Source organism: Mycobacterium sp. PSTR-4-N (assembly GCF_022348085.1).
GTDB lineage: Bacteria > Actinomycetota > Actinomycetes > Mycobacteriales > Mycobacteriaceae > Mycobacterium.
The window spans coordinates 64,860-90,791 of record NZ_JAKRFN010000001.1; the positions used below are offsets into that span (position 1 = coordinate 64,860).

23 protein-coding genes are annotated in these 25,932 nt (G+C 68.1%); 10 read left to right on the forward strand and 13 right to left on the reverse strand.

Annotation, left to right across the window (positions count from 1 at the left end):
• The 5 genes from MHN84_RS00480 to MHN84_RS00500 are packed head-to-tail and all read right to left on the reverse strand — an operon-like array spanning position 1 to position 6,965.
• Positions 1-315, reverse strand: coding sequence for an STAS domain-containing protein (locus MHN84_RS00480; protein ID WP_241202679.1), 315 nt, complete (start codon positions 313-315; stop codon positions 1-3).
• Positions 315-4,469 carry a SpoIIE family protein phosphatase gene (locus MHN84_RS00485; RefSeq protein ID WP_374238299.1) on the reverse strand — a complete coding sequence of 1,385 codons (4,155 nt, stop codon included), beginning with the start codon at positions 4,467-4,469 and terminating at the stop codon, positions 315-317. Before MHN84_RS00485 ends, MHN84_RS00480 begins: the two co-directional genes overlap by 1 nt.
• On the reverse strand, positions 4,463-4,825 hold the full coding sequence (locus MHN84_RS00490; RefSeq protein ID WP_241202681.1) for an STAS domain-containing protein: 363 nt from the start codon (positions 4,823-4,825) through the stop codon (positions 4,463-4,465). The genes MHN84_RS00485 and MHN84_RS00490 overlap by 7 nt, the downstream gene beginning before the upstream one ends.
• Before the next feature lie 60 nt (positions 4,826-4,885).
• Entirely contained in the window at positions 4,886-5,572 is a 687-nt protein-coding gene (locus MHN84_RS00495) for a PAS and ANTAR domain-containing protein (RefSeq protein WP_241202682.1), read from the reverse strand.
• 31 nt (positions 5,573-5,603) lie between these two features.
• Positions 5,604-6,965 (reverse strand): APC family permease, encoded by a 1,362-nt coding sequence (locus tag MHN84_RS00500; RefSeq protein ID WP_241202683.1) that lies wholly within the window; start codon positions 6,963-6,965, stop codon positions 5,604-5,606.
• A 114-nt stretch (positions 6,966-7,079) separates the two neighbouring features.
• Here MHN84_RS00500 and MHN84_RS00505 point away from each other — a divergent pair, with 114 nt between their 5' ends.
• The 4 genes from MHN84_RS00505 (at position 7,080) to MHN84_RS00520 (ending at position 10,097) form a co-directional block, all read left to right on the forward strand.
• Positions 7,080-8,246 (forward strand): LLM class flavin-dependent oxidoreductase, encoded by a 1,167-nt coding sequence (locus MHN84_RS00505; RefSeq protein ID WP_241202684.1) that lies wholly within the window; start codon positions 7,080-7,082, stop codon positions 8,244-8,246.
• Positions 8,246-9,049 (forward strand): aminoglycoside phosphotransferase family protein, encoded by an 804-nt coding sequence (locus tag MHN84_RS00510; RefSeq protein ID WP_241202685.1) that lies wholly within the window; start codon positions 8,246-8,248, stop codon positions 9,047-9,049. Before MHN84_RS00505 ends, MHN84_RS00510 begins: the two co-directional genes overlap by 1 nt.
• Before the next feature lie 13 nt (positions 9,050-9,062).
• Positions 9,063-9,602, forward strand: coding sequence for a nuclear transport factor 2 family protein (locus MHN84_RS00515; protein ID WP_374238300.1), 540 nt, complete (start codon positions 9,063-9,065; stop codon positions 9,600-9,602).
• Between the two features lie 63 nt (positions 9,603-9,665).
• The gene (locus tag MHN84_RS00520) at positions 9,666-10,097 is read left to right on the forward strand and encodes a VOC family protein (protein ID WP_241202687.1); all 432 of its coding nucleotides are present in this window, start codon (positions 9,666-9,668) and stop codon (positions 10,095-10,097) included.
• 6 nt (positions 10,098-10,103) lie between these two features.
• On the opposite strand, the gene MHN84_RS00525 is transcribed toward MHN84_RS00520, so the two are convergent.
• Positions 10,104-11,219: a DUF1214 domain-containing protein gene (locus tag MHN84_RS00525; protein WP_241202688.1), complete on the reverse strand. Its 1,116-nt coding sequence runs from the start codon at positions 11,217-11,219 to the stop codon at positions 10,104-10,106.
• Complete coding sequence (locus MHN84_RS00530) at positions 11,216-11,791, reverse strand: TetR/AcrR family transcriptional regulator (protein WP_241202689.1); 576 nt, start codon at positions 11,789-11,791, stop codon at positions 11,216-11,218. The genes MHN84_RS00525 and MHN84_RS00530 overlap by 4 nt, the downstream gene beginning before the upstream one ends.
• A gap of 31 nt (positions 11,792-11,822) precedes the next feature.
• Between MHN84_RS00530 and MHN84_RS00535 the strand changes: the two genes are divergently transcribed.
• Positions 11,823-13,067 carry a sulfotransferase gene (locus tag MHN84_RS00535; protein WP_241202690.1) on the forward strand — a complete coding sequence of 415 codons (1,245 nt, stop codon included), beginning with the start codon at positions 11,823-11,825 and terminating at the stop codon, positions 13,065-13,067.
• Here MHN84_RS00535 and treS read toward each other — a convergent pair whose 3' ends face one another.
• Positions 13,068-15,287, reverse strand: a complete 2,220-nt coding sequence (gene treS / locus MHN84_RS00540) for a maltose alpha-D-glucosyltransferase (RefSeq protein ID WP_241202691.1) — start codon at positions 15,285-15,287, stop codon at positions 13,068-13,070.
• Positions 15,288-15,513: 226 nt separating this feature from the next.
• On the opposite strand from treS, the gene MHN84_RS00545 reads away from it, so the two are divergent.
• The gene (locus tag MHN84_RS00545; protein WP_241202692.1) at positions 15,514-16,386 is read left to right on the forward strand and encodes a lytic murein transglycosylase; all 873 of its coding nucleotides are present in this window, start codon (positions 15,514-15,516) and stop codon (positions 16,384-16,386) included.
• Between the two features lie 9 nt (positions 16,387-16,395).
• Here MHN84_RS00545 and MHN84_RS00550 read toward each other — a convergent pair whose 3' ends face one another.
• Complete coding sequence (locus MHN84_RS00550) at positions 16,396-17,814, reverse strand: DUF2252 family protein (RefSeq protein WP_241202693.1); 1,419 nt, start codon at positions 17,812-17,814, stop codon at positions 16,396-16,398.
• 108 nt (positions 17,815-17,922) lie between these two features.
• Here MHN84_RS00550 and MHN84_RS00555 point away from each other — a divergent pair, with 108 nt between their 5' ends.
• On the forward strand, positions 17,923-19,734 hold the full coding sequence (locus tag MHN84_RS00555; RefSeq protein WP_241202694.1) for a serine/threonine-protein kinase: 1,812 nt from the start codon (positions 17,923-17,925) through the stop codon (positions 19,732-19,734).
• 13 nt (positions 19,735-19,747) lie between these two features.
• On the opposite strand, the gene MHN84_RS00560 is transcribed toward MHN84_RS00555, so the two are convergent.
• A complete protein-coding gene (locus tag MHN84_RS00560) occupies positions 19,748-20,359 on the reverse strand; it encodes a TetR/AcrR family transcriptional regulator (protein ID WP_241202695.1) in 612 nt (203 codons plus the stop codon).
• Between the two features lie 91 nt (positions 20,360-20,450).
• On the opposite strand from MHN84_RS00560, the gene MHN84_RS00565 reads away from it, so the two are divergent.
• The 3 genes from MHN84_RS00565 (at position 20,451) to MHN84_RS00575 (ending at position 23,630) form a co-directional block, all read left to right on the forward strand.
• Positions 20,451-21,152, forward strand: coding sequence for a hypothetical protein (locus MHN84_RS00565; RefSeq protein ID WP_241202696.1), 702 nt, complete (start codon positions 20,451-20,453; stop codon positions 21,150-21,152).
• Entirely contained in the window at positions 21,149-23,095 is a 1,947-nt protein-coding gene (locus tag MHN84_RS00570; RefSeq protein WP_241202697.1) for a YhgE/Pip domain-containing protein, read from the forward strand. Before MHN84_RS00565 ends, MHN84_RS00570 begins: the two co-directional genes overlap by 4 nt.
• A gap of 82 nt (positions 23,096-23,177) precedes the next feature.
• Positions 23,178-23,630, forward strand: a complete 453-nt coding sequence (locus MHN84_RS00575) for a hypothetical protein (RefSeq protein ID WP_374238286.1) — start codon at positions 23,178-23,180, stop codon at positions 23,628-23,630.
• A gap of 9 nt (positions 23,631-23,639) precedes the next feature.
• On the opposite strand, the gene MHN84_RS00580 is transcribed toward MHN84_RS00575, so the two are convergent.
• The 3 genes from MHN84_RS00580 to MHN84_RS00590 form a co-directional block, all read right to left on the reverse strand.
• The gene (locus MHN84_RS00580) at positions 23,640-24,503 is read right to left on the reverse strand and encodes an enoyl-CoA hydratase (protein WP_308192897.1); all 864 of its coding nucleotides are present in this window, start codon (positions 24,501-24,503) and stop codon (positions 23,640-23,642) included.
• 111 nt (positions 24,504-24,614) lie between these two features.
• Entirely contained in the window at positions 24,615-25,199 is a 585-nt protein-coding gene (locus MHN84_RS00585) for a twin-arginine translocation pathway signal (RefSeq protein WP_241202699.1), read from the reverse strand.
• On the reverse strand, positions 25,196-25,879 hold the full coding sequence (locus tag MHN84_RS00590; RefSeq protein ID WP_241202700.1) for a hypothetical protein: 684 nt from the start codon (positions 25,877-25,879) through the stop codon (positions 25,196-25,198). The genes MHN84_RS00585 and MHN84_RS00590 overlap by 4 nt, the downstream gene beginning before the upstream one ends.
• Positions 25,880-25,932: the final 53 nt, after the last annotated feature.

Sequence of the window (25,932 nt, forward strand, 5' to 3'; positions counted from 1 at the left end):
TCACTGCGGGGGCCCCGCCGCCACCTTCGTGACCTTGTCCAGGCCGCTGACCGTCAGCACGGACATCAGGATGGGGTTGACAAGCACGTCGATGGCATCGGCGTGGTCGAAGAGCACGTTGATGGCGCCGCTGTCCAGGTATTCGATCCTGGTCAGGTCGACGCGCACCGGGGTGCCGTCTCGGCCCGCACGCACCGCGGTCCCGAGGGCCTCGGAGAACTCGGCGACATTGCTCAGATCGAGTTCACCGGCCGCCGTCACCACCGTCGTGCCGTCATCGCGGCGGTCGGTGCGCACCTGCAGCGGCGTCGCCATCATCCGATCCTCGTCTGCATGTGCACCGTGGTCCCGGTGAGCTGGGGGTCGATGGAGACATCCTGCATCAGGGCCCGCATCAGCCCCAGACCGCGTCCCCGATGGATCGCGGGGGTCTCGGCCGGCGGTTTCCAGCGGCCGGTGTCACGGATGGTCACCTGCAGATGATCGGCGAACGCGCTGGCGTGCAGGCTGACCGTTCCGCCGGGGTGGTCCCGATGCCCGTGCTCTATCGCGTTGGCCATCGCTTCGCCGACCGCGATCAGCACATCGAGCGTCTGTTCCTGACTGACACCGGCGCTGCCCAGCCAGGTCCGCAGGGCCGCGCGGCTGGGCGCCAATTCCGCCACGTCTGCGACGATGTCCAGCTCCAGTGGCGCGGGCTGCCGATAGAGCAGCAGCGCCACGTCGTCGTCATAACCCTTGACGGGCGCGAGCCCGGCCATGATCACGTCGGCCAGTTCGTCCAGTGCGGTCCCGCGATGGGCGCCGACCACGCCGGTGGCTCGGGCGATACCGTCGTCGATCGACTCACGGCGCCGCTCCACGAGGCCGTCGGTGTAGAGCAGCAGGGTGGCGCGCGGCGGCATCGTGACACTTGTTTCGGGCCGCGACTCCGAGTACCTGACAGCCAGCGGTGTGGAGCGTGCCTCGTCGAGTAACTGCGTCTCCTGGTCCGCGAGCACGAGGATGGGCGGCGGATGCCCGGCGCAGGAATAGGTGAGTGCCCCGGTGGCGGGGGTGAGCACCGCGCAGAAGGCGGTGGTGCAGCGCGCCCCGGGGAGGCGAGCGGCGAAGCGGTCCAGCGCCGAAAGCGTCGCGGCCGGACTCGGATGCTCGAGCAGCAGCGCGCGGCACGCGCTGCGTAACTGCCCCATCACGGTGGCAGCGGCCAATCCGTGCCCGACGCAGTCACCGACGATCAACCCGATCCGGCCGTCGTCGAGGTCGACGACGTCGTACCAGTCCCCGCCGACCTGCAGCGGTCGAGTGGCGGGCTGATAGCGCACGGCGAAGCCCGTCGACAGGGCGGGTCCGAGGATCGCGTGCTGCAGCGCCAGCGCGGTCTCGCGCTGCTGGTCGATCTGATGCACCCGTTGCAGACCCTGACCGAGCCGGCCCGCGAGCACCGTGAGCAGCGTGTGGTCCTCGGCGGTGAATCGCCTCTTCTCGAAGAGCTCGATGTAGATGACCAGCTCGCCGCGCGGGTGTTGCAGAGCCACACCGGCCGATCCCGGCACCGAGGTCACCGGATCGAGCAGGTCGCCATCGCGAAGTGCGGTGATCGCGTTGCGGGTCTGTTCCGACAACGCGTCCCAGCTCGCGACACTGTCCCCTGCGCAGACGACATGAGGGGCGCCCGACCGTGATTCGGTTTCCCCCGAGGGCAGGGTTGCCGCAACCACTCTTCTGGCGTGCCAGACCACCCGCAGTTGCTCGGCGGCGGAGCGTACTGCGTCGTCGAGCGTGTCCGCCTGCGCCAGAGCATCACTGAGCGATGCGAGGGCCGACTCGCGCTGCACCACGTAGTGCTCGGCGGTGACGTCGCGCATCGTGCCGACCACCACCTTGCGGCCGCTGTCGGGATCTTCTGAATGCGTGAACGTGGCGGTCACCCAGAGCCGATGCCCGTCGCGATGGGTGACGGGCACCTCGTTGATGGTTCCGTGCGGTCGGCCCATCAGGCTGTCGAACGCCTGCACGACCTCGCGATGAGCATCGGCATCGGTGTCGGCTGCAGGCCACCAGGGATGCATCGGTGGGTACGGCAACCCTGAGGCGTCGTATCCGAGGATGTCGGTGAATGCACCGTTGATCTCGATGACCGCGCCGTCTTCGTCGCACACGAAGAACGCTTCCTGCAGGGAATCGACGAGCGCGGTACGCCACCGCGCGTGGTGGTCACGAAGGCGGGCGAGTTCGACGTTGGCGCGCACCCGTGCCAGCAATTCGGCCGCGGCGAACGGCTTGACCATGTAGTCGTCCGCGCCGGCCTGCAGGCCGCTGATCGACGCCTCCTGCCCGGCCCGGGCGGACAACAGCAACACCGGCACCGCGGCGGTCCGCCGGTCGGCACGCAACGCCGACACCAGGGCGAGACCGTCGAGCCCCGGCATCATCACATCGCTGATCACCATTTCCGGAGGGTCGGCGCGCACCGACTCCAATGCGCGCACACCATCGGTGACCGTGTCGACCTGGTAGCCGTCGGAGCGCAGCAGGCGGGTCAGATAGTCCCGCATGTCGGCGTTGTCGTCGGCGACCAGCACCCGGACCGGGCCACCGGGAATCACTGCGCCCGCGCCGCCCGGATCGGATGTCGTTGCGGCGGAACGAAAGTCATCTGCGGTATCGGTGCGGGTTGCGGTGCCGACCTCCCAGCGCATCGCCTCTTCGACGTAGGCGTCCGCCGAGGCACCCAGTCGACGGACCGACGCCGCTGCGATCGCATCCGCGGGCAGATGATCGGTCCCGAAGGGCACCCGGATGCGGAAGGTGGTGCCCACGCCCTGAGTGCTGTCCACATCGATGGTGCCGCCGTGCAATTCGACGAGTTCTTTGACCAGAGCCAACCCGATACCGCTGCCCTCGTGCGAACGGGCGGCGACATTCGCGATGCGGTGGAACCGCTCGAACAGACGCGGGAGCTCATCGGCGGGCACCCCGGTTCCCGTGTCCGACACGGTGATCAACGCCCGGCCGCCGTCGCGGCGGACGGTGATCGAGATCGCGCCCTGGAACGTGAATTTCACGGCGTTCGACAGCAGGTTGAAGACGATCTTCTCCCACATGTCCATGTCGAGATAGACCGGTTCGTCGAGCGTCGCGCAGTCCACGGTGTAGGTCAGCCCGGCACGTTCGACCGCGGACCGGAACACGCTCGCCAACTCGGCGGTCGCCGCACCGATGTCGACGGGCACATAGGTGGCCTGCGCCCGGCCCGCTTCGATGCGTGAGAAATCCAGCAGCGTGTTCACCAGCTTGGTCAGCCGTAAACCGTTGCGCCACACCACGTCGAGCTCCTCGCGGGTGGAGGTGTCGACATCCGCGCGGCGCCGTAGTTCGGCGACGGGATCGAGGATCAGGGTCAGGGGTGTGCGGAACTCGTGGCTGATGTTGGAGAAGAACGTGGTCTTCGCCCGGTCGAGATCGGCGAGCTCCTCGGCCCTGCGCTGTTGCGCCCGGTAGCTGCGGGCCAGGCTGACGCCCGCGGCGAGGTGGCCGGCCACCAGCGTGACGAAGCCACGGTAGCTCTCGTCGAGCGGTCGATAGCGGTTGAGGCCCGCAACCAGGAACCCGACTGGCGCGCCGCCACCCTGCTGCAGCAACGGGGTGACCATCGCCTGGGTGGGGGGATCTCGCCACTCTCCGGTCGGCATCGGCGGGAACTCGGCGAGATCGACGACGACCGTCTCGCCGGCCGCGGTCGGCGCGGCCGGCCAGATCCCGCCGTCCGGCTCGATGACGGCCGGCGCGGCGGGATGATCCACTCCGATCCCGCTCATGCCCGCCAGGTGCGCCGTCCCGTCGGCGTCGAAGAGATACGTCAGCGTGAAGGGGAGGTCGCGCAGGTTGTGACCCAACTGCCGGTCGGCGAACGCGAGGATCTCGGTTTCGGTGCGGGCCACGCTGGGGTCGGACCCGAGCTCACGCAGCGTGGCCATCCGGCGTTCGCCGATGACCTGCTCGGTGTCCTCGCTGACGACACAGAGCATCCCGACCACGGTGCCCGCATCGTCGCGCAGCGGGCTGTAGGAGAACGTGTGGTAGGACTCTTCCAGATAGCCGGACCGTTCGAGGAACAGCAACAGCGCGGCGTCCCACGTGGCGTCTCCGGTGGACATCACGTGCTCGATCCGTCCGGACACGTCGTCCCAGATCTCCGCCCACACCTCGCGCGCCGGCCGGCCGAGAGCCCAGGGATACTTGCGGCCCAACGTGTCTCGGCGATACGCCTCGTTGCAGAAGAAGGTCAGCTGCGGACCCCACGCCATCCACATCGAGAACCGCGACGACAGCAGGATGCTGACCGCGGTCTGCAGGCTCTGCGCCCATCCCGCCGGGTCGCCGAGCGGAGTGGCAGACCATTCCACGCGCGCCAGATCGCGGCCGACTTCGCCGCCCTCGCTGAAGAAACCTGAGGCCGTCACAATGGACCGGCGTCCGCAGCGGCTGCCGCGACGGTGGGATAGGGCCGCAGCACCGTGTCCAGCTTCGTCACCTCGATCGGCCGGATCACCTCCGGGTTGTCGGCGACCACGCGAACCGCGATCCGTGCGTCGCGACCCCGTTCGAAGCAGCTCAGGACTGCGTTGAGTCCTGCGCTGCCGAAGTAGGTCACCCGCGTCAACTCGATGATCAACGCCCTCGCCGGTGCCCTGGAGGCGGCGGACAACCCGCTGTCGAGCGCTTCGGCGAGCACCTCGACCGAGTTCGAATCGATCTCGCCGCGGACGCACACCACCGCTGCGCCACTGTCAACATCATGTTCGACGTCCAGCTGCCCCACGCATCCTCGTATCCACTGTCACCGCTCCGCCATCGTCAACCATCGTCAACCGTGTCCTGATCATCGGCGCTCGGCGTTCTGGCCGACGCGCTCGTGCACCGTGAGCAACAAATGGTCGACCCGGCGGCGCAACCCTGCGTCGTCGACCGTCACCGCACTCAGCTCGGACACCAGCTGCGCCGCAAGGGCCCGCAGCTTGGTGTTGGTCTGCTGCGACCGCCACATCAGCAGCTTGAACGCCTGATCTGCGTCGACGCCGTAGGTCAGCATCAACGCGCCCTTCGCCTGTTCGATCGCGGCCCTAGCTTCGAAGAGGTCGGGCAGCGACTCGTCGAGCGCGGCCCGGCGTTCCCTGTCGAGGGTTTCGGTCAGATCGACGTAATAGCCCTCGGTGCCCACCACCGCGCCCTCGTCGTCGTACATCCGATCGGCGATCACGATGACGTTGTGCTCCACGCCGCCGGTGTCGACGAAGCGATGCTTGCTGTTGAAGGAGCCGCCATGGTGCAACGCGTGGTCGAGGACTTCCTGAACGTGCCGACGATCGTCCGGGTGTTTGTGGGAGAGCAGCAGTTCGGTGCTCGGCTCGACGGCGCCGGGTTCGTATCCGTGCATGCGCGCGACCTCGTCGGACCACTCCCAGCGTTGCCCGACGAACCAGAAGCGGAAACCACCGGCCGGCAGCTGGCTCGTCGACGACCGTTGCCCGGCTGATTGCAGCTCGGGAGCGGAGGCGGGTTCCGGCATTGCGCCATTATTCCATCGGGCTTGCCTCAGGTCAGCTTTCTGGCCCGATGTGGCCGTCCCGCAACACCTGTCGCCGCGTGACCCCGCGGGCGATGACGTAGAGGACGACGCCGACGACCAGAAGGACCCCGGCGAACAGCCACACCTGCGCGCTCTGTTGGGTCAGCAGCAGCAGGCACGACGCGACGCCGAGCACCGGCACGAACGTCCACACCCGGAAATGCCGGTGCGCGACCTCGTCGCGGCGGAGCACCAGCACCGCGATGTTGGTCGACAGGAACACGAACAGCAGCAGCAACACCACGGTCTCGGCCAGCGTGGACAGGTCACCGACCAGCGTGAGCAGCATCGCCACCGCTGTGGTCGCGACGATCGCGACCCACGGTGTGCGGCGGCGCGGCAACACCCGGGTCAGCACCGCGGGTAACAGGCCCTGCTCCGCCATTCCGTAGGTGAGGCGGCTGGACATGATCATGGTCAGCAAGGCGCCATTGGCCACGGCGATCAACGCGATGAGGCTGAACACCCAGTCGGGCACACCCACACCGGACGCGGCGACGACGGCCAGCAGCGGCCCCGAGGACTCGGAGAGCTCACTCGCCGGCAGCGCAATGGCGCTCGCGACACCGACCAGCGCGTACATCACCCCGGCGGTGATCAGTGCTCCGAACAGCGCTCGCGGGTACACCCGGCTCGGGTCCCTGATCTCCTCCACGACATTTGCCGAGGTCTCGAACCCCACGAAGGAGTAGTAGGCGATGATGGCCCCGCCCAGGATCGCCAGCGCCGGCGTGGACCCATCCGGGAACTCGACGACGCGGCCCACGTCGCCCTGCCCGCGACCGAGCATCACCGCCACCACCGCGATGACGATCAACAGACCGGACAGCTCGATGACGGTCATCACCACGTTGGTCTTCAACGATTCGGAGATCCCCCGCGCGTTCAGGCATGCGACCAACAGCAGGAACACCAGCGCCGCCGGTACGACGGGGACGTCGACGAACGTCGCGAGATAGTCACCGGAGAACGCCAGCGCCAACCCGGCGGCACTCGTCACGCCGGCGGCGAGCATCGAGAATCCGACCAGGAACGACAGCAGGGGCTTGCCGAACGCGCGGTCGGCGAACACGGCCGCCCCACCCGCACGGGGGTATTTGGTGACCAGCTCGGCGTAGGACCCGGCCGTGAGCAACGCCAACACCAGGGCGATCACCAGCGGCGCCCACAACACACCGCCCACTTCCTCTGACAGCACGCCCATCAACGCGTAGATGCCGGCGCCCAGGACGTCGCCGAGGATGAACAGGAACAGCAGGGGACCCGTGATCCGGCGGGCCAGTTTCGTCGTCGAGGCGCCGGCGTCGTTCGCCGTGCCGGTGTCAGATGACATCGGGTGTCCTTCCCGGGCCGGTTCAGGGCGCTCACGCGCAGGTCCGCACGAATCAGTACCCACTGCGTCGCCATCTAGGCCCGAGGAACCCCGACGACACCGCAGAATGAACCGATGCGCTTCGGGAACTTCATGGCACCGTTTCACCCCACCGGACAGAATCCGACGCTCGCGATCGAACGCGATCTCGATCTGATCGTGGCGATGGACCGGCTGGGCTTTCACGAGGCATGGATCGGCGAGCACCATTCGGCGGGATTCGAGATCATCGCCTCGCCGGAGGTCATGATCGGCGTGGCCGCCGAGCGCACCAAGCACATCAAGCTCGGCACCGGCGTCAGCTCGCTGCCCTACCACCACCCGCTGATGCTGGCCGACCGCATGGTGCTGCTCGACCATCTGACCCGCGGACGGGTGATGCTCGGCTGCGGGCCGGGTCAGCTGACTTCCGACGCGCACATGCTCGGCATCCCGGCCGACGAACAGCGGCCCCGGATGGAGCAGTGCCTCGAGGCGATCATGCGGCTGCTGCGCGGCGAGACCGTCACGATGCACACCGACGGCTTCACGTTGCAGGACGCCCGGCTGCAGCTCGCGCCCTACAGCGATCCGTGTTTCGACGTCGCGGTCGCCGCTTCCTTCTCCCCCACCGGCCCGCGCGGAGCGGGCAGGCACGGCATCGGGATGCTGTCGATCGCGGCCACGGCGCGACAGGGGATGGATCTGCTCGCCCAGCACTGGAAGACGTGGGAGGAGGTGGCGCTCGAGCACGGGCACATCGCGGACCGGTCGAAGTGGCGCCTGGTCGGACCCATGCATCTGGCGGAGACGCGCGAGCAGGCCGAGCGCGACGTCGCGTACGGCATAGCCGAGTTCTCGCGTTACTTCAGCCACATCCTGCCCGCCGGACCGGTGCAGGGCGACACCGTCGCCGAGATCATCGCCAACAATCGGGAGTCCGGGTTCGCAGTGATCGGCACCCCCGATGACGCGGTCGCCAAGATCGACGAGTTGATCGAGGCCAGCGACGGTGGATTCGGGGCATTCCTGCTGTTCGACCACGACTGGGCGCCGCCCACGGCCAAGCTGAAAAGCTATGAGCTGTTCGCGCAGTACGTGATCCCGCACTTCACCGGCCAGCTCACCCCACCGCGCTCGTCGCAGGAGTGGGTCACCGCGAGTGGACGCGAATTCGTCGACCGCGCGGCGCATGCCATCGGCAAGGCGATCGAGGACCACGCCGCCGAACAACAGGCCAAGCATTCCCCGGCCGCCCCGTAGTGCTCGACCGGGATTCCCTGGCTCGGCCCCTGATCGAGGAATGGCAGCTGCGCGCCGACGGACCACCTCAGGACGGACCCGATGCGAGGACACTGCCGGTGCGCACCGCCGACGACGTACCGGCACTGCTCAAGATCGGCTCACCGGAATTCGCCCACGAGCATCTGGTGCTACGCCGGTGGAACGGCGACGGCGCGGTCCGACTGCTCCGGGCGGATCCGCACCGCCACGTCGTGCTGACCGAACGCGCCGGGCCGGCCACGCTGGACACGATGCGCGATACGGACGCCTGCGAGGTGGTGGCCGGCCTGTACACGCGGTTGCACGTGCCCTCGATGCCCCAACTTCCCTCCGCGACACAGGAATTGGGCCGCTGGCTCGATGACGCGCCACCGGTCTCCCCCACCGTGCCGCGCCGCCTGGTCGAGCAGGCGCATGCCCTCGGCCGTGACCTGCTCGCCGACGGCAAGGGCGCCGAGGTGGTCCTGCACGGCAACCTGCACACCGCGACGGTGCGCGCCGCCGACCGCACACCGTGGCTGGCCGTCGACCCGCTGCCCGTCAACGGCGACCGCAACGACGACGTGGCGCCGATGCTGACCCATCGCTGGGACGAGATCGCCGGGCGAGTGCGCGACGGTATCCGGCAACGCTTCTGGACGCTGGTCGACGTCGCGGGACTCGACGAGGACCGCACGCGCGCCTGGGTGATCGTGCGCATGGTGCGGGCGGCCACCCGGGCCGATGTCGGACCGGATGAGGTGACGCGCTATCTCGCGATCGCCAAAGCGGTTCAGGACTGACCGCATACGGTGACTGTCGATGACCGATCCGAATCTGACGCTGATGCTCGACGAGTTCGCCCTGCAGCGACTGGTCCATCGATACTGCCGCGCCGTCGACCGCGGCGACGCCGACCTGCTCCGCAGCCTCTATCACGCCGGTGCGAGTGATCAGCACGGCGGCTTCTCGACGGGGACCGCCACGGATCTCGTCGCGCAGATCACCGCCGCGCGGCCGTACCTGAGAGCGATGCAACATCACGTCACGACGGTCAATTTCGCGATCGACGGAGACGCTGCCGAAGGCGAGGTGTACATGCTGGCCACCCACACCCTCGCGGCCGGCGACCACGACGTCGACGTCATCGTCGGCGGACGCTATCTCGACACGTACGAAAAGCGTTCCGGACGATGGGGCTTCACGCATCGGATGATCGTCACCGACTGGGCCCGGGTCAGCGACCCCTCGCAGACCGACCTGCGCCACCCGATCACCCGCCACACCGCGATCGGCAGTCCCGGTGACGACGATCCGTCGCACGGTTTCTTCTCGCTCCTCGGGCGGGGCGGATGACGATTCGGTGAATATGCTCCGCCCCGGTATCGGACCCCTCTCGTGACGGGTATGCCGGACGGTATGGCTCTCGTCGACAGCACCGGGTTCGCGCATGTCCGCATCACCGTCAAGGACATCGCCCGCTCCAAGAAGTTCTACGACACGGTGTTCGGCTGGCCGCTGGTGGTGGACACGTCATCGATGGCTGACGACCCGGGTATCGCGCAGTCACCCGAACGGTTCTTCGGCGGGGCCGTGTACCAGACACCCCAGGGCACCCTGTTCGGCCTGCGGCCCGGCGGCCACGGCGAGTTCGATCCGCAACACACGGGCCTGGACCACGTCAGCTTCGCCGTCGCCGGGCGCGGCGAACTGGCGGCGGCGCAGAGCGCGCTGGCCGACGCCGGAATCCCCCACGGCGCCATCACGGTGCTGGAGGAGGCCGGCATCGCGATCCTGTCTTTCCAGGATCCCGACGACATCAACATCGAACTGACCGCACCGCTGGACTGAACGGCGTCACCCCACCTGCGTCGGCGCCTCGGAGAGTTTCACCAGCGCGACGTGGGGGCGCGTCGGCACGTGGTCGGCGTGGAACCACCGAAACGCCAGGTTGCCACGCGGATAGTCGACCGTGGAGATCGCATTGGGGTGTGCTGCCTGGCTTTTCGAGATGACCACGGTGACCGAACCGTCGCTGTTGGGCACCGCCGTCGCGCCGTTGATCGAGACCCGGGCGTCGGTCACGATGTGGCCGCCCATGAACTGGTTCCACACCACGAGGTTCCAGAAGCGGCACGCCGGCGGGCGATGGGTGACGACGAGCGCCTCGTCGTCGTCGAGAACGAAGCTCGCATACGCATAGCAGGCGTCACGGGCCGACCACCCGAAGTTCGCGTCGGGAACCTGGTAGGGCTCGCCGAATTCATTGGCCACCTGGCCGGTTTCGTGGCCGAGTGCGTGCGCATCGTCGACCCGGGTGCCCACCGTCAACGGAACGATGGCGAACATGGTGCGCAGCCACGTTGCGCAGGCGCGCAGCGAGGCTGCGGTTTCGGCATCTGAGTGTCGGATCGGGTCGGGCGGGTCGAGCGCCTCGATGTGCCAGCGCACCGGCCTGCCGGTCAGCGGATCGGCCTGATAGTCCCTCGTGACGAGCACCGCCACCTGAGGTAGCGGTCCGATCTCGAAGGAGAAGTCGCCGTCGGCGTCCATCCGGCCGTCGGCCTCGAGGTCGGAATCGTTGACGATGGCGACGATCCGGTCCGACCAGCTGCCGGGCGATGGCTCGTTGTAAGCGGTGACCGAAAAGTACACGCTGTCACCGCGATTGCCACTGATCCGGTACCGACGGCGGTCGTCGACGGGGCACAGGTGGTACCAGGCGTCGGTGTTGTCTCCTCCCCAGCGGCGGTCTCGGCGGAACGGCGTGTTGAGCTCGACGAACTGGGGTCTGCTGCGCTCGGCGAACAGGTACGTGTCGAAGGCGACGCCGAGCGTGGTGGCCAGCATCCGATAGCCGTCGGCGAGGTGGCGGTCGTCGGCGACGGCCCGGTCGCCCTCGGTGAACCCGCGGTCGAGTTCACCCAGGGTCTGGACCAATTCCCGCCAGGCAGTGGTGGATTCGGCGCTCACGTGGCGATTCCTCTCGTGATCAGGGTGGCGGTCCGGTCCAGCCAGCCGTCATCGGGCACATCGGGGCGGGTCAGCAGCGAGAGCATCGTGATGCCGGCGACGGCTTGGGCGAGTTCTGCCGCGTCAACGTCCGGGCGGGCCTCGCCGCGCTGCACGGCCGCGCGCAGGAAGTCGCCCAGTCCACGGGTGATTACGTCGCCGAACCGTGCCAGAAGTGCGGCGTGCAGTGTGGGGTCCGCAGCCATCTCGGCGATCAGGCCCGGGATGGCGGCCCGGGCCGGGGGTGCGGTGAGCAGAGCCGCGACCCGACGCACCATCTCGCGGATGTCGGCGGGCAGCGATCCCGTCGACGGAATCCGGGTCGCCTCCCCGATCGGGAAGACCGCCTCGTGCACCAGATGCGCTTTGCTCGGCCAGCGCCGGTAGATCGCGGGCTTGCTGGTCCCGGCCCGCCGGGCGATCGCATCGACCGACAGTTCGGCGTACGGCACCTCGGCGATCATCTCGGCAGCGGCCGTCAACACGGCGTCGTCGATGCGCCGGTCGCGGGGCCGGCCGAGCTCTGTCGTCATTACGTGACTCAGAGTAACATAACTTGCTGTGATGCACACCACACCCGCTGTCATCGAGCTCACCGACCTGGCGCGACCGCGCTACACCGTTGAGGCGCAACAGGTTCGGGACATGATCGCGTCGGTCGCAGATGGCTGCGAACTGACCTCGGACGCGCTGCACGCGGCCGCACGGGACGCGACCGGTCTGGACGACTTCGGCGCCGACGACTACCGGGAACGCCTCGACGTCTACCTCGGCGCCCTGGCCGACCTCGACGACATGCACGAGTGCGGCCGGGTGAACTTCTTCCGCCAGCTGTCCCAGTGGTTGACCAATCGGTTGCTTCTCACCGATCTGCTGCGCCGCCATCCCGAGATCCACGACGTCGAACTCGTCCCGCCGGTCGTCATCGCCGGGCTCCCCCGCACCGGCACCACGCATCTGCACAACATGCTCGCCGCCGGCCCCACCTTCCGCACGATGCCCTACTGGGAGAGCGCCGAGCCGTTTCCCCTGCCGGCCGAGACCGGGATGGAGCCCGACCCGCGGGTGGCGCGCATGGAGCTGGCGGTGTCGATGATGGATCTGCTACTCCCGCACTTCCGCGCGATGCACGAGATGACGAGCGAGCACGTGCACGAGGAGATTCAACTGCTGGCCAACGACTTCTCCACGATGCTGATGGAGACGCTGGCACACGTACCGACCTGGCGCGAGTACTACCGCGCCCACGACCAGACACCGCACTACGAGTATCTGCGCACCCAGCTGAAAGCGATGCAGTTCCTGCGCGGCGGCCGCCGCTGGCTGCTCAAATCACCACAGCACCTCGAGCAGCTCACCGTGCTGAGGCGCGTCTTCCCCGGTGCCGTGGTGGTGTGCACGCACCGCGATCCCGTCCCGGTGGCGATCTCCATGGTGGCGATGGTGGCCTACACCGCCCGGATGTACAGCGCCGCACCGCCCGTGCGCACGATCGCGTCCTCCTGGGCCGATCGGCTCGAGCAGCTGCTCGAGGCGCTGGTGCGCGATCGCGACACCGTGGGTCCGGATGAGTCGGCCGACGTCCGCTTCGACGAGTTCATGGCCGACGAACGCGGCGTCGCCGAGCGGGTGTACGCCCTGGCCGGCGAAGCTCTGACCGAGGAGGCGCGGACCGCCATCGACGGCTATCTGGCCGGGCACCAACGCAACCGGTTCGGCCGCGTGGCGTGTACCGGCGCGATGGTGGGACTCGACGAGCAGGAACTGGCCGCACGGTTCAGCGGCTACGTCCGACGATTCCTGAGGTGATCACTCCGGCGCGGCCGGAGCCTCCACGAGCAGCGACATCCCGTGCAACGGCGGCATTTCGGTCGCGAAGCTGTGCAGATCGTCCACGGTGGCGATCTCGTTGCCGCTGAACATGTCCGACACCACCGCGCCGGGCGGCAGATGCTCGGACCGCACGGTGCCGGCGATGTGCTCCTGAGCGAAATTGAGCACGGTGAGCTGCAAGCGTCCCTCGCCGTCGAGCTCGTGGACCAGCACGAGCATGCCGCGGTGCGACACCTCGGGGATGTCGAGCTGACGGCTGGTCGCAATCCCGTAGTGCGAGCGCACTTTCAGGATGGCCTGCAATTGCCGGATGAAGCTGGTCTCGTCGGCGAGCTGCTGCGGGATGGGCCCGTACAGGTTGCGGCCCATCGGCATTCCGGCGGAGGACTGTCGTGCATTCGGGTTGGTCCCCATCAGGTCGTGCGCGCCGCGGTTGATCCACCGGGTGTCGCCCTCGGCCACCAGCTCGGCGACCTGGGAGACCGGCAGGGTCAACATGCCGACCAGATCCCAGCCCGACAGAGCGAACACGCCCGGCTGCAACGCGTTGAACATCGCGAGCAGCAGGTGCGCACGCCGGATGGGATCGATGTCGTCGATCTCGTCGAGGTCCGACACGCCCAAGGCTGCACACACGACCGTTGCTGTGGTGCAGGCGATTCCGTTGGTCGTGAAGGTCCGGTTGTACGGTGCGTCCGGCCCGGTGAGGTGCTCGATCAGATCGCTGCGCACGCTCGCTGCGATCTGCTCGCCGGTGGCCTCCGCGCCCCGGAAGCTGTAGACGTCGTCGCGGTGCCCGTTCTCCCAGTGCAGCAGCTCGTAGGTGAGCTCGTCGTGGTTCTGCAGCGCGTGCACCAGCGACGCGGGATCGACGCCGAGCTCCAGCGTGGTGCGCAGCGTCAGCCGCAGGAATTCGGTGTCGCCCGTGGCCAGGGCGTGATGGTAGGCCGGGCGGTTGACGAAGTCATAGGACAGGTCGGCGCCCGCCTCACCGATCTGGCGGATGTCGTCGATCGTGAGATTCAGCTCCTGGAAGGTGAACCCGCCGACCTTGCGCACCATGCTGGCGATCAGATGGTTGGCCGCCTCGGAGAGCGGATGCCCCTCCGACCACGCCGACGACCCTTCGGCCGCCGCCTTTTCCACACCGAGGAAGCCGTTGGCGTCCAGGCGCAGCGCACCGGTGCCCAGATCGGCCAGGGAATGCAGCGCATCACCGATGACCAGCCGCATACCCGCGAACGACGGATCCAGCCAGTTGATCGACGGCTGACCGTCCTTGAAGTAGTGCAGATAGACCCACCGACGCTCGACACCGTCGACTCCGGTGACCGGGCGTGTGACGCTCCAGTTGGTCTCCTTGACGCCCTCGGCGTAGAAGATGACGCGCTGCAGCCGACCGATGATGTAACCGGCCTTGTCGAGCCACTCCTCGGTGGCCGCGTCGATGTTGACGGAGTCGGCGCCGGCCGGGACGTCGGGCAACTCGTGCCAGTCACGCGGATCGATCTCGACCATGTGGTAGATGCCCGGGTAGTCCGCGTATTTCATCTCGGCCAACCGGAAGTCGGCGCCCTTGCCGGTGTGGCCGGGGACGATGTCGTCGATGATGGTGCCGCCGTACCACGCAGCCGTCGCGCACATCTGGCGGAACTCGTCCTCGGTGCCGAACGCCGGATCGATCTGCGTGCCGATCCGGTCGAAGTGACCGTCGACGCTCGGGGTGTACTGCCACCCGGAGATGCCGCCCGCCCGTTTGACCGGGCCGGTGTGGACGGCCTCGATGCCGATCTCGGCGAACGCCTTCCACATGTCCTCACTGGCCATCGCCTTGAGGAACGATTCGTCAGGGCGGGTGATCAGCGACAGCGGGTACGCGGTGAACCACACCGAGGCGGTGTCGACGGCGCCGCGCGGATTCGGTGTGGCGAAGGGGTTCTGCCACATCGACCCCTGGCCGGAGAACTGGGCGCTGATCTCGTTGGCATCGGCCAGCATCGACTGGGCGCGCAGCCACTCCACGTAGGCGGGATTGTTCCCGTTGGCCGGGCCGTCCTGAGCGACAGAGCGGCGCACGAACGACGTCTTGACCCGCGGCCGGAATCGCAGCGTGCGAGGCCGCGCCGGATGAAGGTGCTCGGCGTAGGTGGGTTCGACCGACTCGTGGCCCTCGTCGGTGACCTCCAACTCCGACATGCATCTCCTCCTCGTTGGCGGCGTTCGTGCCCGGATTTCCCAGCCCGTATCCCGGCGGTATTGCCACCACACCGTGGCTGGAAACCGTTCGACGCATACTGTGGCGCGATCGCCAGTGACGACGATACTGGCGGCCGGGCGGGATTGACGCGACGTCACAGCAGAGGAGTACGGCCTGAGCACGAGAACCGCAGTTCGCATCGCAGCGGCGCTCGTCGCGCTGGGCGTGCCGGTGCTGTCCGGCTGCTCAGCCGGCACGGAGCCGCCCGCGGCGACCGCACCTTCCCCGCCGCCGGTCTCCGCGCCGGCACCTCGGGTGTTGGCCACCGACCCGGTCGGTCTCGCCGACGGGGTCGTCGCCGACGAACGGGCGCTGCGCGACCCTGCGTCGCCGGACGCGCTCGTCGTCGCCGCCGCCCGGCGCCAGCAGGCGGCCTACCGGCTGCTCGCCCGCCGTCCCGAATGGGACGGGATCGCCCGCGCGCGGGTGCCCGACGGGCTGCGTGGCGCCTACGACCTCAACATCGACGCCCGCCGTGAGCTCGCAGCCATGGCCCGGCCCAGGGCGACCCTGCCGGCGTGGCGGCTCGTGGCGCCGCGGCCCGTCCATGAGCTGATGCGCTATTACCGCGAGGCGGAGGCCGCCTTCGGCGTCGACTGGCACGTGCTCGCCGCCGTCAACTTCGTCGAGACCGCGTTCGGGCGGGTGGCCGGGGTCAGCACGGCGGGTGCCCAGGGCCCGATGCAGTTCATGCCGGCGACGTTCGCGGCGTACGGCGCCGGAGGCGACATCCATGACCCGCGCGACGCCATCATGGCCGCCGGCCGCTACCTCTCCGCCAACGGCTTCGCGCGCGACCGCGACCATGCGCTGTACCGCTACAACAACTCGCGGCAGTACGTGCGGGCGATCACCGACTACGCGACGGTGATCGCCGCCGACCCGGCGGGACTGCGGGGGTTCTACTGCTGGGGCGTCTACGTCAACACCACCGCCGGTGACGTACTGCTGCCCGATGACTACGCAGCCACCGAGCCGATTCCGGTGGAGGACTATCTGGCATCGAAAAGGGTATCGAAACCCGTTGCAGGACGCTGATTCTGGTCGTCACACCCCGCGTTCGACGGGCATCCGACCGCGGTCGACAGCCGCTACCAGTGCGGCGTGGTCGGCTTCGGTCTGATCGGCGTATCGCCGGGCGAACGCGCACAACGCCTTGTCCACCTTCGTGGAGCCGCCCAGATACCCGGCGATCATCGAGGCGCCGCTGGTGCGAGCATGCCCTTTGGCGAGCAGTTGCCCGACCACCGCGGTGTAGTCGATGAGCGCCCCTGCGTCCATCGCGTCCAACGGAATCGTGCCCTTCATGTTGCGGAACTGGCGGACGTAGAACTGCAGGCCGTCGACCGTCGTCCAGCCCAGCAGCGGATCGCTGACCGTCTGCAGGGCCTTCTGGTACTCGACCACCCGCTGCCCCTGGTGCGCGTGCCACGCCGACTCCCCGTGCACGTACCGCGCCAGGACGGAGCGGCGCGCCTGCTTGAGCTGCAGGAAGACGACGTCGGAGGGTGAGGAACCCTCGAGGAGCGCCACATAGGCGCGCAGACCGACGCTGCCCACGCCGACGACCTTGTGGGCGACGTCCACCAGCGTGTATCCCCCGAGCACGCGACGCCAGTGGGAGGACAGCGTCGGCAGGTACGCGTCGAGCGCCTCGGCGAGTGCGTCGGCCTCCCGCGCGGGAAGCCGTGTGATCAGCGGAGGCTCCTCGACGATCCGGCGGTCCCCGTCGACTTCCTCGGTGAACCGGGGCAGCGCACGATCGCTGGTGCGGTGCCGGGCACGCTTGGCCGAGCGACGCACTTCGTCGGCCAGCGGCCCGTGCGCTTCACCGGCCAGCCGGTCGACGTCGATCCGGGTAAATGACCGCGAGAACAGGGGCTCGTCGGCCAGCCGTCGCACCTCACTGCGATAGGCCGCGACGCACGATCGGACCGCGTGGCCGCAGTCGTCCTCGGAGGCACCGTTGTGGCGGCCGGCCACCCAGATGCTGGCGACCAGACGGCGCACGTCCCACTCCCATCCGCCGGGGTGGGCCTCGTCGAAATCGTTGAGGTCGATGACCAGATCGCGCTCGGGGGATGCGTAGAACCCGAAGTTGCCGAGGTGGGAGTCACCGCACACCACCGGCGTGATGCCGGTCGACGGTAGATGAGCGACGTCCTCGGCCATGACGACCGCGCTCCCGCGCAGGAATCCGTAGGGCGAGGCGACCATGCGTCCCACCCGAATGGGAACGAGCCGATCGACCCGGCCGCGATGGTTCTCCTCGATGAGCCGCACCGGGTCCGGCCTGTCGACGGGCGGGGTCCACTGCGCGAGTGACCGCCGGGGCACCCGCTTGCGCAGGCTCTTTCCGAGCGCGTACCGCTCGGCGCGCGTCACCGGTTGTCGTCGCAGCGAGTGGTACGCCGCGCTGTCGGTCTCCGCCAGGACGGTGTGTCGTGTCGGCTCGGCAGTGGTCACCGGTCCCATGGTGCGCGGGTCGGCGACGACGCGGAGGTTTTCGGCAGGGGCTCGTCGGCCCCACGCGGGGTGCCGCACCGCCGCGGGAGCGGTTTGTAGGCTCGCTGCATGCCGCTGAACACGGGCGAACACTTCGCCGGGTACCTGATCGAGCGGCCGCTCGGCACCGGCGGGATGGGTGAGGTCTACCTCGCGCAGCATCCTCGCCTGCCTCGTCACGACGCGCTGAAGATCCTCGCGCCCACGTCGACGGCGGACACGGAGTTCCGCGCCCGGTTCATCCGGGAGGCCGAGATGGCGGCGACGCTGCGCCACCCGCACATCGTCGGCGTGCTCGACCGGGGTGAGTTCGACGGCCGGCTGTGGATCTCCATGGACTACGTGGACGGCACGGACGCGGGGCGGTTGCTCGCGCAGACCTATCCGCAGGGGATGCCCGAGAACGAGGTCGTCGACATCGTCACGGCGGTGGCCGATGCGCTCGACTTCGCCCACGAACGGCGCCTACTCCACCGTGACGTCAAACCCGAGAACATCCTCGTCACCGCGTCGGACGGACGACGGCGCCGCGTGCTGCTGACCGATTTCGGCATCGCCCGTCGCATCGACGACGTCAGCAACCTCACCGATGACAACATGGCGATCGGGACCGTCAGCTACATGGCGCCCGAGCAGCTGCGCGGCCAGCCACTCGATGGTCGCGCCGATCAGTACTCGTTGGCGGCGACCACGGTTCACCTGCTGACCGGCGCGCCGCCGTTCGATGACGCCAACCGTGCGGTCGTCATCGGTCACCATCTGGGCACACCGCCCCCGCGGATCTCCGCCCGCCGTCCCGATCTCGCGCACCTCGACCGCGTCCTGGCGAAAGCCCTGTCCAAAGACCCCGCTCAGCGCTACCCCACCTGCCTCGACTTCGCCGAGGCCCTGGCGCGTCCGCGTCCGCCTGTCCAGGACACGCAACCCCACTCGACGGCACAGGCCATTGCTCCGCAGGGTCGCCCGGTCACGCAACGCCTCGAGCAGCTGACGCTGCGTGGGACCGCGCGCCGCGTGGAGCACCGCCCAGTCGACGCCGGAGGCGAGATGCAGGCGGTGTCGTTCGACCTGACGCTGTCTCATCCACCTGATCATCTGCCCGCGTCGGTCCCCGTCGCGATCAACGTGCACCTCGCGGCCGGTCCGCTCGCCGATGGCGCCATGGTCGAGGTCGACGGTGTCTGGGACGGCCGGACACTCGATGCCGACGAGATCACCGTCTACCCGGCACCGATGACCCCGCCACCGCGGTCGTCCCGCCCGACGGCGGCATTCGAGGCGGCACCCGAAACGCCACCCGAAACGCCACTGACACGCCGCGGCCGCCGACCCGCGATCTTCGCGGCGCTGGCCGGCGTGATCCTGGTGGCAGTGGGTGCGATCGCATGGTTCACCGATGGGTTCGGCCTGGCGACGCAGCGGGGGCCGGGCCCGCTGGTGACGCCGGCGAGCGTCACCGTGTTCGCGCCGGCCGGCGCCGCCGACAACCCGGACGAGGCGGACCTGGTGATCGACGGCAATCCGGAGACGTCCTGGTCCACGGTCACCTACACCGACCCCGTGCCCTTCCCGAACTTCATCGAGGGTGAGGGCCTGATGCTGCATCTGTCGGAACCGACGGCGTTGAGCGCGGTCACGATCGACCTGTCCAGCACCGGAACCGAGGTGCAGATCCGGTCGTCGCCCACCCAGAATCCGGGCGCACTGGCCGACACCACCCCGCTCACCCCCACGATCGGCCTGCAGCCGGGACACAACCGCATCGACGTCACGGACGCGACGGCGACGTCCGATGTGCTGGTGTGGATCAGCAAGCTGGGCACCACCGACGGCAAGAGTCGCACGGCGATTTCCGAGATCACACTGCACGCCGCCCGGTAGCCGACCGGCGGTCTCAGGTGGACAACCCCTCGACGACAGCCAGCGCGGTCAGGTAGCGGACTTCCTCGGTGGCGGCGCGGTCGCTGAGGAACTGGCCGGAGGCGCCGGCCTGGGCGGCCATCAACGCGCGGGTGAACACCTCGGGGGTGACGGTCAACGTCCGGCCGGTCTTGGCGATCAGCTCGACGAAGATCTGCTGCAGCCCTTCGCGGAGACGCTCCACCTGTGCGTCCAGCGCGCGGGCGATGTCGGGCTGGTGCGCGGCGCGGGCCACCAGGGCGGCGTGCAGCGCGATGCGCGGTTGATCGGCGACGCCGGCTTTGAGCAGATGGCGCACCACGCGATCGGTCTCCAGGACGCCCGCTGAGTTCAGCAGGGGTTCGGCCATGTTCCGCAACCGCTCGACGAGGGCGTCGTTCTGATGCCCGTACACCTCGAAGAGCAGGTTCTCCATGCCGTCGTAACTGGAGTAGAAGGCGCCCCGGGTATAGCCGGCCGCGCGGCACACCTCCTCGACGCTGAACCACGTCCGTCCCGTGTCGCCGATCAGCGCGTCGGTGGCCTCGATGAGCCGGGCACGGGTGTTGCTGCGTCGGCGGGTTCTCTGCGCCTCTGTGACGTTCACGACAAACCGACTCCCGAACTCGATACATTCCGTATTGAATGCATATCGTATTGAAGCACCCACTGTTCTCGATGGCAACCAGGAGGCGACGATGAGCCGGCACGCTGCGGCACCCACTCCGCAGACGCTGCGCGGTACCGACGGCGACGCACTCGTCGTGGCCCGCGGGTTGACGTTCGACGGCGAGCACGGCCCACTGTTCCGCGACGTGGACCTCGACCTCGATCGCGGCCTGCATGCGATTCAGATGCCCGGCGGGCACAGCCAGAAAGCACTACTGCTCACGCTGGCCGGCCGGCTCGAGCCGAGTGCAGGCACGGTGACCGTGTTCGGCGACACCTCGCCGCGGGCGATCCGCCGGCACTGCGCGATCGCGGCCTTTGCAGACATCGATGATCTGGACGAGGCCGTCACCGTCGGAACGGTCCTGGCCGAGCAGCGTCGCTGGCTCGCTCCCCTTCTTCGCCGGCCGCGCACCGATCGAGACGTCCTGGGCGAGGTGTTCGGGGAGCTGGACCGCCCGGCACCGACCGATTACATCGGCGACCTGGGCGACCTGGAGCTGTTTCTGCTGCAGATCGCGCTGGCGCAGTTGTCGGACCGGCCGATCCTGGTCGTCGGGGATCTCGAGCAGGTGCGCGACAACGAGCGGCGGGCGCAGGCGGTGCGACGGCTCGGCGCGCTCGCGGCCGAGCGCCTTGTCGTCGTAGGCGTGACGAACGCACTCGGCGATCAGGCACCCGAGCACGAGGTGCACATCGGCGACCATCGCAGGGAAGGACTGACGAGATGATGCGCGAACTCGCCTTCGGGTCGGAGATCAAACGCTTCGCCCGCAATCGAATGACGCGGATCGCCGTCGTCATCCTGATGTTGATGCCGTTGACCTATGGTGCGCTGTATCTGTGGGCCTATTGGGATCCGTTCGGCCACGTCGACAGATTGCCGGTGGCACTGGTCAATTCGGACCGGGGTACCGAGGTGTCCGGCCAGCACATCAACGCCGGAGCCGAGGTGGCCGACGGGCTCACCAGCGACAAGAGCCTGGACTGGCACCTGGTCGACGACGCCGAGGCGCGCGACGGAGTCGCGCACGGTAAGTACTACTTCATGCTGGAGTTGCCGCCGGACTTCAGCGAGGCCATCGCCTCACCCACCACCGGCAATCCCCGTAAGGCGCAACTGATCGCCGAGTACAACGACGCCAACAACTACATCTCGTCGAGCATCGGCCGTACCGCCGTGGAGCAAGTTCTCAACGCCGTATCGACCAGGATCTCTGGGCAGGCGGTCAACCAGGTGCTGTCGGTGATCACCACGTCGGGAACGGGGATCAAGCAGGCGGCCGACGGAGCGAATCGGCTCGCTGACGGCGCAGCCCAAGTGGACAGCGGCGCAGGACAATTGGCTGCAGGCCTCGACACCGCGCGCACCGGGTCAGCACAACTGGCCGCGGGGTCTCGCACGCTCTCCGACGGTATCGACACCGCGACGGATCCGTTGCTGAAGATCACCGATCTGGTGGCGCGGGTCGGTACCCAGAGCGATCAGGTCAACGGTCGAGTGCAGGACAGCGCCTCGGCAGTGACGGAGGCGTCCGACGAACTCGACACCATCATCGGAGCCCAGGACACCGCCGCCCAGTCGCTGACGTCGGTCATCGACAGCCTGTCGGCCAACCAGGACCCGGTGTCGGCGATCGCGACCGCGAAGTTGCGCGAGACCCGGGATCAACTGCTGGCACATCAGCGCACCGCGGACATCCAGGCCAAGCTCGTCAAGGCCCGCGCCGTCGCCGACTCGGGCGGACCCGTCGGTTCCGCACTCTCCGACATCTCCGCCACGAGTAAGGAACTCAACGACAAGCTCACCGAGTTGCGTGAGGGCGCTCAGCAGGTCGCGGCCGGCAACGCGAACCTCAACGCCGGCATCACCACACTCGACGATGGTGCGAGGCAGTTGGCCTCGGGGACAGCGCAACTGAGCTCCGGATCGAAAGAGTTGGCGACCAAGCTGACCGACGGCGCGCAGAGCGTTCCCGACTGGACGCCCCAGCAGAAGGACGCCATCGCCGGAACCATCGGTGGACCTGTTCAACTGACGAGCTCACACGAGAACTCGGCGCCCAACTTCGGCACCGGCATGGCGCCGTTCTTCCTCACGCTGGCGTTGTTCTTCGGCGCCATGCTGCTGTGGATGGCGTTCCGTCCGCTGCAGAACCGTGCGATCGCCGCGGAGATCAATCCGATCCGCGTGACCCTGGCGAGCTATCTGCCAGCGGTGCTCATCGGAATTCCCCAGGCGATCATCCTGTACTGCGTGGTCCGCTTCGCTCTGCACGTCCACGCGGAACACCCGGTGGCCATGCTGGGCTTCATGATGCTGGCATCGTGCGCGTTCATCGCGGTGGCGCAGGCGATCAGCGCCCTGCTCGGCCCCGTGCTGGGCAAGGTGCTCCTGATGATGCTGCTCATGGTGCAGTTGGTCAGCGCGGGCGGCCTCTACCCCGTCGAGACCACCACCACGCCGTTCCAAGCGCTGCATCGACTCGACCCGATGACCTACGGCGTCAACGGGCTTCGGCAGTTGATCCTCGGCGGCATCGACGGCCGGCTGTGGCAGGCCCTGATCGTCCTGGTCGCGCTGTGGGTGGGGTCGATCCTGTTGACATCGCTGGCGGCACGGCGCAACCAACTGTGGAACCTCACCCGGTTGGTGCCGGTGGTCAAGATGTAGGTGTCCTGCCCGTCTCCCGCTCAGCGGGCGCGCGGTTCATGGTCACCGACGTCATCTGCCACCGTGTGATGGAGGCGGATGGATGAGAGCGAAGGGCGACGACATGAGGTCGGTGCTGGTGGTCCTGCTCGCGGTGTGTTCGTCCGTTCTAGCAGCGCCTCCCGCACCGGCCGACACGCCACACGGCAACTTCGCGCTGCACCTCGAGGGCAGGTACGACTTCCACACGTGGATCTGGGTGCTCGCGAGCTGCGACGACGACTGCGTTTTCGTCCAGGCGATTCCCCAACCCGTCGCGAGGGCCTACCCGTATGCCGGCGATGCGTGGCTCGAGGATGGCCGTTACACCCTCACGGTGGATGTTCCGGACGGATTGCGCTGCGGCAATGTGTATTACGGGACGACGATCCACACCCATGACGTCTACACGTGGGACGCCACCACCCGCGTCGGTGTACTCACGTCCTCCTTCGAGGCCGGATGCGACGGCAAACCGGGGACACTGACCTATCCGTTCTCCCTGTCGCTCATGTAGCAGCCACCACTACCCGTCGGCCCGGGCCGCCATGGTCTTGGCGTCCATCCCCCCGAGCGATCCCGCACCTGTCTCGGCGTTGTGCGCATGGGCGAAATGATGCAGTCCGAACACCGAATCCATGCCGGTGCGCAGACCCATCTGATCCTCGCACTGGTTGACGGCCCTTTTCGCCAGCGCCAGACCGAACGCGGGCATCTGCGCGATCCGCTCCGCGAGGTCGAGCGTCGTCGGCTCGAGTGCATCCCGCGGCACCACCCGGTTCACCATCCCCACCTCGTAGGCCCGCTGCGCGGTGAACCGGTCGGCGGTGAACAGGATCTCCTTGGCGAATCGAGGACCGAGAGCCCAGGGATGGGCGAAGTACTCGACCCCCGGAATACCCATCCGCACAACGGGATCAGCGAAGAAGGCGTCGTCGGCAGCGACGATGGCGTCACACACCCACGCCAACATGAGGCCACCGGCGATGCACGCGCCGTGCACCATCGCGATCATGGGCTTCGGTATGTCGCGCCAGCGGCGGCACATCCCGAGATAGACCTCCATCTCGCGGGCGTAGCGCTGATCGCCGCCGTCCTTCCCGACGTGGTCCCACCACAGCACGGCCTGATTGTCGTAGGACACGTGGTGGTCACGGCCCGGAGTCCCGATGTCATGGCCGGCGCTGAAATGGTCACCGCTGCCGGCGAGAACGATCACGCCGATCTCGTCGTCGTCCACCGCACGTCGAAACGCGGCATCCAACGCATAGGTCATGACCGAGTTCTGCGCGTTGCGGTACCTGGGACGGTTCATCGTCACCACCGCCACTCGACCGATGGCCTCGTACGTCACCACATCCTGTTCAAAGTGGTCGTCAGATGTCGCCACAGTGACCCCGCTTCCGCGTCGTTGTCGTCGAGTCAAGCGTGCGTCGCGGGAAGACTCTGCGGCAGAACGGCTTCCACTCATCGGGAGTCGTGCGGATCACATGGCAGGACGTCAGGCCGGGTCGAACGAGGAAATGCGCCAGGTACCGTCGACCTTGGTCAGCCCCACGTTGACGCTACTCGCAGCCTGGGCCGACGTCGGATTGTCGCGGCTGGTCGTCGTCTGATTGATGAAGAGCAGCACGTGCGCGCTGTCGGGATGCGCATCCATCACTGCTGCGCGCACGACCGTCGCGCTGGCGTGAACGTCCTTCTCCTTGGCCGCCGGTATCAGGATCTGATCGGCGAATTGGCTGAAGTAGGTCAGGAAATCGCCGGTGAGATGAGACCGCGCCGTCGCGAGGTCTTGATCGAGACTGGCCGGTGCGTAGGACAACAACGCCACGGCCCCCTCCTGCGCGGCGGCGAGAGCCTGCTCCGAGGCAGCGGCCGTCTCGCGGTCGTCACGGTGGGGTCCGAAGAAGACCACCGCGGCGACCGCCACCGACATCACCAGGAAGCCGCCGGTGGCGAGCAGCCGCCAGCGCGCCGCCAGCGATCGGCGCCACGTTTTCGCGGCGGGGACCGCTTCGCTCTCGTCCCCGTCCTCGGGTGCGGCAGGTGCGGTGGAGGTGTCCTCGTCGATGCTGGCGGTCACGGCACGAACTCCACTTTCGTCAGTTTCATCTGGTGGCCGTCGTCGACCATGTCCACGCTGAGGCGCCAGTTGCGCGGCTGTTGGTCGGCGCCGGCGTAATTGCTGACGGTTGTCGCGGCGGTGACCAGCACGGTCGCCGTGGTCGACGTCATCGATTCCACGGCCACCGCCTGCGCGCTGGCCTTTGTCACCGCCTTGGACTGCCGGGCGGTCTTGACGAAATCGGCTGCCTCGGCTTGGAAGTCGTCATGGAACTGGCCGGTCGAGTTGTCGAGGATCTGCCGGACGTTGTCTTCGGCCTTGGCGCTGTCGATGGACATCAAGGTGACGACTGCCTGCGACGCGGCGGCGGCGAAGGCAGCACGACGGTGCTGTTCCCGCTGCTCGAGATGATGTCCCCACAGCAGGTATCCGCTCGCGACCAGGAGGGCGATGCCTGCGAGAAGGGCGACGACGACCGCCACCGATGCCGGCCGGGGCCGCCACCATCGGGCGCCGGCAGGCTCCGACATGTCGACGCCGTCGGATTGCAGGGCCGCCCGCTCGCGCAGTTCGTCGGCGCGGGCGCGGGCCTGCGCAGCGCGGGCTTCCGCCTCGACGGCCTCGGCTTCGGCCTGCCCCAGCAGGGACTGTTCATCCGTCGTCGCGCTCGTCTTGTCGACGCGGCTCAGTAGCCGCATGGCCTACCTCCAGATACGGAACGTGGATCGCTCCACTGTGACTGCTGCCACAC